A 7,632-nucleotide genomic window follows, 5' to 3' on the forward strand; every position below is an offset into this window, starting at 1 on the left:
ACTCAGTTTCCTATTACGATTGTTTTGGTGCCGATTGACGCGGTTGGCGTGGACGACGTCCCTGCGGCTTACGGTTACCAGAACCAGAGCGGGTACCGCCAGTATTCGTGCGGCGCTGTTGGTTGCGTGGTGCACGCATACGAATCGGAGCCGGTAGATCTTGAATCAGTGCCGACGAATCGTACTCTGAAACTGGGATTGTATGCTCAATGTATTCTTCGATTGCTGGTAGGTTAACCGCGTACTCTTCACAAGCAAAACTGATCGAATGACCGCTCGCACCAGCGCGACCAGTACGGCCAATACGGTGAACATAATCTTCACAGTCGTCAGGAAGGTCGTAGTTGAAAACGTGCGTTACCTGAGGAATATGCAGGCCACGCGCTGCAACGTCAGTTGCAACTAGGATGTCGACATCACCTTTGGTGAATTGCTCAAGAATCTTCTCACGCTTCTTCTGCGGTACATCGCCAGTAAGAAGGCCTACACGATGTCCATCGGCAGCCAAATGACCCCAAACCGATTCACACTTATGCTTGGTATTGGCAAAAATGATAGCGCGATCTGGCCACTCTTCTTCAATTAGTGTTTGAAGCAGCGCCATTTTGTCTTCATTCGAAGGATAGAAAAGCTCTTCCTGGATACGGTGGCCAGTTTTTTGTTCTGGTTCGACAACGACATGCTCAGGAGTATTCATGTGTTCGAATGCCAGTTCTTGAACGCGGTAAGACAGCGTTGCTGAGAACAGCATGTTCAAACGCTCTTTTGGCTCAGGCATACGACGGAACAAGAAGCGAATGTCTTTAATAAAGCCAAGATCGAACATGCGGTCGGCTTCGTCCAGAACAACAGCTTGAATGTTGTTGAGGTTAAATACGCGCTGTTTGTAGAAATCGATGATACGGCCTGTTGTTCCGATCAGAATATCTACGCCGTCTTGCAGTTTCGCAAGTTGCTTGTCGTAGCTTTCACCACCGTAAGCTAGAGCGGTTTTTAGACCTGTGCTTTCAGTTAATGATTCTGCATCATTGTAAATCTGAATAGCGAGCTCACGTGTAGGCGCCATAATAATTGCGCGTGGCTGTGTAGGCTTACGACCTTCATGTTCCGGAGTCGTCAGAAGGTGGTTGAACGTAGCAGTAAGAAACGCGAGCGTTTTACCAGTACCCGTTTGGGCCTGGCCTGCGATGTCTTGGCCGGTGAGCAGGACCGGCAACGCCAAGGCTTGGATAGGGGTACAAAATTCGAACCCTTTTTTGTCCAATCCTTCAATAACTTGGGGCTTTAAGCCCAAATCGGCGAACTTTTGCTCTGTGATATGCGTCTTTTTCATGGCTATAGAATATCAGCTAAAGCTTGCAATACGAAAGTAAATACATTCCAATAGGGCATCTAATTACTGGTTATCATCCAACCAGTTTCGAAAAACACATTGGAGTGGAAGATGAGTGATAAGATTTTGCAGCTAACTGATGACGGTTTTGAAAACGATGTAATCAACGCTGCAGGCCCGGTTCTAGTGGATTTTTGGGCAGAATGGTGTGGTCCTTGTAAAATGATCGCTCCTATTTTGGACGAAATCGCAGACGAGTACGAAGGCAAACTCACTATCGGTAAACTAAACATCGACCATAACGCAGGTACACCACCTAAGTTTGGTATTCGCGGCATTCCAACGCTATTACTATTTAAAGATGGTAACGTAGCGGCAACGAAAGTAGGTGCTCTGTCTAAAACTCAACTGAAAGAGTTCCTAGACGCAAACTTATAATCACCAAGTGATTACAGATAAAACCGTGCAAAGTTACAATGCACGGTTTTGTTTTTCTAACTCTGGACTAGAATACTAATTAGTGCTAACTTATCGCGCGTTAATTGAACAAATTTCTCTTCTTGGTCGATCCTGAGACCAAATCCATCTTAACTAGAAAACAGATCTTATTTTGACTAAACAAGAATCCACCACCATGAACCTTACCGAACTGAAGAACAGACCTGTGTCTGACCTTGTAAAACTGGGCGAAAGCTTAGGATTAGAGAACCTAGCTCGCTTAAGAAAACAAGACATCATCTTCGCGATTTTAAAAGCGCACGCGAAAGGCGGCGAAGACATCTTTGGCGATGGGGTTCTGGAAATTCTGCAAGACGGCTTTGGTTTCCTACGCAGTGCAGATAGTTCATACCTTGCGGGTCCGGACGATATCTACGTATCACCAAGTCAGATTCGTCGCTTTAACCTACGTACTGGTGACTCTATCGCTGGCAAAATTCGTCCACCAAAAGACGGTGAACGTTACTTTGCCCTTCTAAAAGTCAATACCGTTAACGACGATAAACCAGACAACGCCCGTAACAAGATCCTATTTGAAAACCTTACCCCTCTACATGCGAATGAGCGCATGGTTATGGAGCGTGGTAACGGTTCAACAGAAGACATTACAGCACGTGTTTTAGACTTGGCATCGCCAATCGGTAAAGGTCAACGTGGTCTGATTGTTGCTCCGCCTAAAGCGGGTAAAACAATGCTTCTGCAAAACATCGCGCAAAGCATCGCGTACAACCACCCAGAGTGTGAGTTGATGGTTCTTCTTATCGACGAACGTCCAGAAGAAGTAACCGAGATGCAACGCCTAGTTAAAGGTGAAGTGGTTGCGTCGACTTTCGATGAGCCAGCATCTCGTCACGTACAAGTAGCGGAAATGGTGATCGAGAAGGCAAAACGTCTTGTTGAACATAAGAAAGACGTGGTTATCTTGCTTGACTCTATCACTCGCCTAGCTCGTGCTTACAACACCGTAGTGCCTTCATCAGGTAAAGTACTAACAGGTGGTGTGGATGCAAACGCATTACATCGTCCTAAGCGTTTCTTCGGTGCTGCACGTAACGTAGAAGAAGGCGGCAGCCTAACTATCATCGCAACGGCACTAGTAGATACTGGTTCTAAAATGGATGAAGTTATCTACGAAGAGTTCAAGGGTACAGGTAACATGGAACTGCACTTGAACCGTAAGATTGCTGAGAAGCGTGTATTCCCTGCGATTGACTTTAACCGCTCAGGTACACGTCGTGAAGAGCTACTGACGAAGACTGACGAACTACAGAAGATGTGGATTCTGCGTAAGATCGTTCACCCAATGGGCGAAATCGACGCAATGGAGTTCCTAATCGATAAGCTAGCGATGACGAAGACCAACGATGAGTTCTTCGATGCGATGCGTCGTCAATAATCTCAGATAAGTTACTCTGCGAAAAGCCACCGTATATCGGTGGCTTTTTTATTGCTTTCTCCCGATAGAAGTATCAGAATGAAGGAAATGTTATCGGGAGGTTAACATGCAACAAGGAATGTTGTCGTCATTACTCCTGAGCTTGTCACTTATCACTCTACCTGCGACATTATCTGCCAAGGAAATGCATGAGTCTGTAGTAGAACAGTGGCTTCAGGATACTCAAATACAGACTAAAGTCTCTGAACTGCTTGATTACGCTGTCAGAGATGAAGTCGACTCGCTTAAATTTGCCCTTGATAGACTTGCTTTGCCTCAACAAGAGGTGGTGCGCTTTCAATTGTTGGAAAAGCTTGAAAAGCAAGATGTGATTCTCACGCCTCGAATGGCTCTGTTTGTTGAGTCCCAGATCCGTATGACCCCGACTTATCAAGTGTTAGAGCGAGGTGATGGGTATGAATTTAGTGTACCCGCTTTTAACTTTCCCGTTATTGCGAGTCGCTTGATTAAGCGTTGGAAACAAGACCAAAGTACCTTGGACTTTGTCTTACAAGCTGAACGAAGAGAGCTTAACTTAAAGCAATGGCTTACAGGGCCATCTCAACAAGCTCAAGCGCGTGAAGCGCTTTTGATTCGAGAGTTAGACAGTTTATCACCCAACGCGCTTGCTGCATTAACGGCCCAGTTAACCAAAGCAAATGTGACCAGTTGGTTACCCTCGACGGCCGTGATAGTCAGGTTGGCACAAGTTAGTCAGGATGAGGAAGTGTACAACTTACTCTGGCGGATGAAAGCCGATTACAACAGCCAGTCCGAGCTTGAGCGTTTAGCTGCGGTTGGAGACGTTTTTTCCATTCAGCAATTGATGAATGCCACAGTTAACCCATCACTCAAGCCAGAAGCTATTAGTCTACTTACAAAATCTAACCCTCTATCTCCGCAAGTAAAGCAGTTTCTAGTTAGAAAAATGGCGTTATCAGAAGAAGCAACCATGGTTGCTCGAGAGCTTGCTCAACAAGGGCATCAAACCTGGTTGGAAGAGTTAGTATCTTCCAACCATCAGATAAAGACTCGGCAGATTGAACAAGTATTAAAGTAATCTGGCTCACATACCCACACAAAATAGGAGGATCTTAGCGTCCTCCTATTTGTTATACTGCGGACAGTTTAATCAGCCAGCATGAAGGCCTATGAGTTTTAAGGATTTACGCGAATTTATCGACCACCTAGAACAGAAAGGTCGACTTAAACGCATCACTCACCCTGTCGATCCCGCTTATGAAATGACAGAAATCAGCGACCGCACCTTGCGTGCTGGTGGACCTGCGCTGTTGTTTGAGAACCCAATCGGCTACGACGTACCTGTTTTGACTAACCTGTTTGGTACACCAGAGCGTGTCGCAATCGGTATGGGACGTGAAGATGTTAAAGAATTAAGAGAAGTCGGTAAGCTGCTGGCTTATTTAAAAGAACCTGAGCCACCAAAAGGCTTCAAAGACGCTTTAGAAAAACTGCCAGTGTTCAAACAAGTATTGAACATGCCGGCTAAGCGTTTACGTAAAGCACCATGCCAAGACATTGTTTGGCAAGGTGATGAAGTCGACTTGGATAAAATTCCGGTAATGAGCTGCTGGGCAGAAGATGTAGCGCCGCTGCTTACTTGGGGCTTAACCGTAACCAAAGGTCCAAATAAGAAACGTCAGAACCTAGGCATTTACCGTCAGCAGAAAATTGCCAAGAACAAAATCATCATGCGTTGGTTAGCCCATCGTGGTGGTGCGCTTGATCTGCGCGATTGGATGGAAACCAACCCAGGTAAACCTTTCCCAGTTTCGGTCGCGTTTGGTGCAGACCCAGCAACCATTCTTGGCGCAGTAACACCAGTGCCAGATACGCTATCGGAATACGCATTTGCAGGTTTGCTACGTGGAAGCAAAACGGAAGTCGTGAAGTCAGTCAGCAACGATTTGGAAGTGCCAGCGAGCGCGGAAATCGTGATGGAAGGCTATATCGACCCGAACGAGTTTGCTGATGAAGGTCCTTACGGTGACCATACTGGCTACTATAACGAAAAAGAAAAGCACCACGTATTTACTATTACGCACATTACTATGCGTAAAGACCCTATTTATCACAGCACCTACACAGGTCGTCCGCCAGATGAACCAGCTGTATTGGGTGTGGCATTAAACGAAGTGTTTGTGCCTATTCTGCAAAAGCAATTCCCAGAGATTGAAGACTTCTATCTACCGCCAGAAGGTTGTTCGTACCGAATGGCCGTCGTCACCATGAAGAAGCAGTACCCAGGACATGCCAAGCGCGTAATGATGGGCGTGTGGTCTTTCTTACGTCAATTCATGTATACCAAGTTTGTTATTGTGTGCGATGAATCGGTAAACGCACGAGATTGGAATGATGTCGTTAAAGCCATGTCAGAGCATATGGACCCTGTACATGATACTTTGATGATAGATAACACGCCAATCGACTCGCTCGACTTTGCTTCACCTGTGGTTGGGCTTGGCTCCAAAATGGGCTTAGATGCGACCATTAAATGGGATGCCGAGCTGGCGACGCGAACCGAGGTCACTGAGCGAGACAGCAAAGCGATTACCGAAGCAGAACTGAATGAGTTGAAACAGCAACGCCCTGAGATTGTTGACGTCTATCTTCCAGTTACAGCAAACAACCAATTTGCTGTCGTGACTATGAAGAAAGACCAAGCCGGTCAATCTCAAGCATTGATGGAATACTTGTGGGACTTCTTTGCTCAGTACACGGATAACAAATTCATTATTTTGTGCGACGATGACGTCAACGCACGAGATTGGAATGACATCATTTGGGCGGTGACAACTCGAATGGACCCAGATAGAGACACGATTCAAGTGCTTGGTAAGACTGAGAGTTCATCCAAATTAGGACTGGATGCGACCAACAAGTTCGAATCTGAAGTCACGCGCGAGTGGGGCACGCCTATCAAAAAAGATCCTAAACTTGTGGCTAAAGTCGATGAGATTTGGGACCAGTTAGGTATTCTATGAGTCATCAAGTCCACCTTCTACCAATGGACGTTACGTTCCAAGTAAAAGAAGGGGAGACGGTGTTGGAAGCTGCGCTCAACAACAATATTCGCTTCCCGCACCGTTGCCAAGTTGGCGCTTGCGCCATGTGCATGTGTAAAAAGCTAACGGGCGAGGTGAGCTATCACCTCGAACCGATGCTAACCGAAAAAGAGCAACAGCAAGGCTGGATATTCCCTTGCCAAGCCTATACAGAAAGTAATTTAGTGCTTACTTTTGACGAGTAAGCGAGAGGAACACCATGACCATCCAATGTAAAGTAAAGTCTATTCAGCCGTTAGCTTGTAATACTTACCAAATCCTTCTTCATCCAGAATCACCAGTGCCTTTTAAAGCGGGTCAGTACCTAATGGTGGTGATGGGTGAAAAAGACAAACGTCCTTTCTCTATCGCAAGCAGCCCTTGTCGTCATGAAGGTGAACTTGAACTGCACATCGGTGCGGCGGAACACAACGCTTATGCACAAGAAGTTGTCGAAGCAATGCAAGCGGCGCTTGAAACTGATGGTCAGATTGAAATTGATGCGCCACATGGCGATGCTTGGGTTCAAGAAGAAAGCGAACGCCCATTATTATTAATTGCTGGTGGTACAGGCTTCAGTTACGTTCGCTCGATTCTGGATCACTGCGTAGCGCAGAATAAAACCAATCCTATCTATTTATATTGGGGGGCGCGCGATAACTGCCAGCTTTATGCTAAAGACGAACTGGTCGAGATTGCCGACAAGTTTGCCAATGTTCACTTTGTGCCAGTAGTAGAAGAAGCTCCTGCAGACTGGCAAGGTAAAGTTGGTAACGTGCTACAAGCTGTAGCTGAAGATTTCGAAAGCTTAGAAAACTACGATATCTATATTGCAGGTCGTTTTGAAATGGCTGGCGCAGCACGTGAACAGTTCACTCAGAACAAGAAAGCGAAGAGCGAACGTATGTTCGCAGACGCGTACGCATTCATTTAAATACGGCTTTTAAGGCAGAAAAAGAGGGTTTTTTACCCTCTTTTTTGCTTTTTTGATGAAATAGTCATCGAACAGTCATTTTTTTCCATTTTTTTTCAAAAAAGGGTTGCGAACGGATCTGAGTTCCCTATAATGCGCATCCACCGACACGGCAGACGCGATAAGGCTTCAGCAGGGTCGGAGAGGTGAAAGCTTCTACGAAAAATAAATTGAAAAAGTGTTTGACACTGTCAATTAAATCGCTAGAATGCACCTCCGCTTTGAGAGAAAAACTTCTCGTAAAGCAAGCTCTTTAACAATATAGACCTATCAATCTGTGTGGGCACTCGTTGATGATAATCCAATTCGATACCTCGGTATCAAATTA

The 7,632-nt window shown here is 45.8% G+C and carries 7 protein-coding genes; 6 read left to right on the plus strand and 1 reads right to left on the minus strand.

The features are described 5' to 3' along the window. Positions 1 to 13: 13 nt before the first annotated feature. On the minus strand, positions 14 to 1,333 hold the full coding sequence (gene rhlB, locus KI742_RS21655) for an ATP-dependent RNA helicase RhlB (RefSeq protein WP_005378764.1): 1,320 nt from the start codon (positions 1,331 to 1,333) through the stop codon (positions 14 to 16). Positions 1,334 to 1,444: 111 nt separating this feature from the next. On the opposite strand from rhlB, the gene trxA reads away from it, so the two are divergent. The 6 genes from trxA (at position 1,445) to fre (ending at position 7,265) form a co-directional block, all read left to right on the plus strand. Continuing rightward, positions 1,445 to 1,771: a thioredoxin TrxA gene (trxA, locus tag KI742_RS21660; protein WP_004745500.1), complete on the plus strand. Its 327-nt coding sequence runs from the start codon at positions 1,445 to 1,447 to the stop codon at positions 1,769 to 1,771. A 196-nt stretch (positions 1,772 to 1,967) separates the two neighbouring features. Beyond that, positions 1,968 to 3,227, plus strand: a complete 1,260-nt coding sequence (gene rho, locus KI742_RS21665; RefSeq protein WP_005378757.1) for a transcription termination factor Rho — start codon at positions 1,968 to 1,970, stop codon at positions 3,225 to 3,227. A 106-nt stretch (positions 3,228 to 3,333) separates the two neighbouring features. Continuing rightward, positions 3,334 to 4,326: a hypothetical protein gene (locus tag KI742_RS21670; protein ID WP_005378756.1), complete on the plus strand. Its 993-nt coding sequence runs from the start codon at positions 3,334 to 3,336 to the stop codon at positions 4,324 to 4,326. Between the two features lie 91 nt (positions 4,327 to 4,417). After that, on the plus strand, positions 4,418 to 6,271 hold the full coding sequence (gene ubiD, locus KI742_RS21675) for a 4-hydroxy-3-polyprenylbenzoate decarboxylase (RefSeq protein WP_005382877.1): 1,854 nt from the start codon (positions 4,418 to 4,420) through the stop codon (positions 6,269 to 6,271). Beyond that, the gene (locus KI742_RS21680; protein ID WP_009696789.1) at positions 6,268 to 6,537 is read left to right on the plus strand and encodes a 2Fe-2S iron-sulfur cluster-binding protein; all 270 of its coding nucleotides are present in this window, start codon (positions 6,268 to 6,270) and stop codon (positions 6,535 to 6,537) included. The genes ubiD and KI742_RS21680 overlap by 4 nt, the downstream gene beginning before the upstream one ends. A 14-nt stretch (positions 6,538 to 6,551) precedes the next feature. Further along, positions 6,552 to 7,265 (plus strand): NAD(P)H-flavin reductase, encoded by a 714-nt coding sequence (fre, locus tag KI742_RS21685; protein WP_005382872.1) that lies wholly within the window; start codon positions 6,552 to 6,554, stop codon positions 7,263 to 7,265. Positions 7,266 to 7,632: the final 367 nt, after the last annotated feature.

The organism is Vibrio sp. D417a, assembly GCF_030248595.1.
Lineage (GTDB): Bacteria > Pseudomonadota > Gammaproteobacteria > Enterobacterales > Vibrionaceae > Vibrio > Vibrio alginolyticus.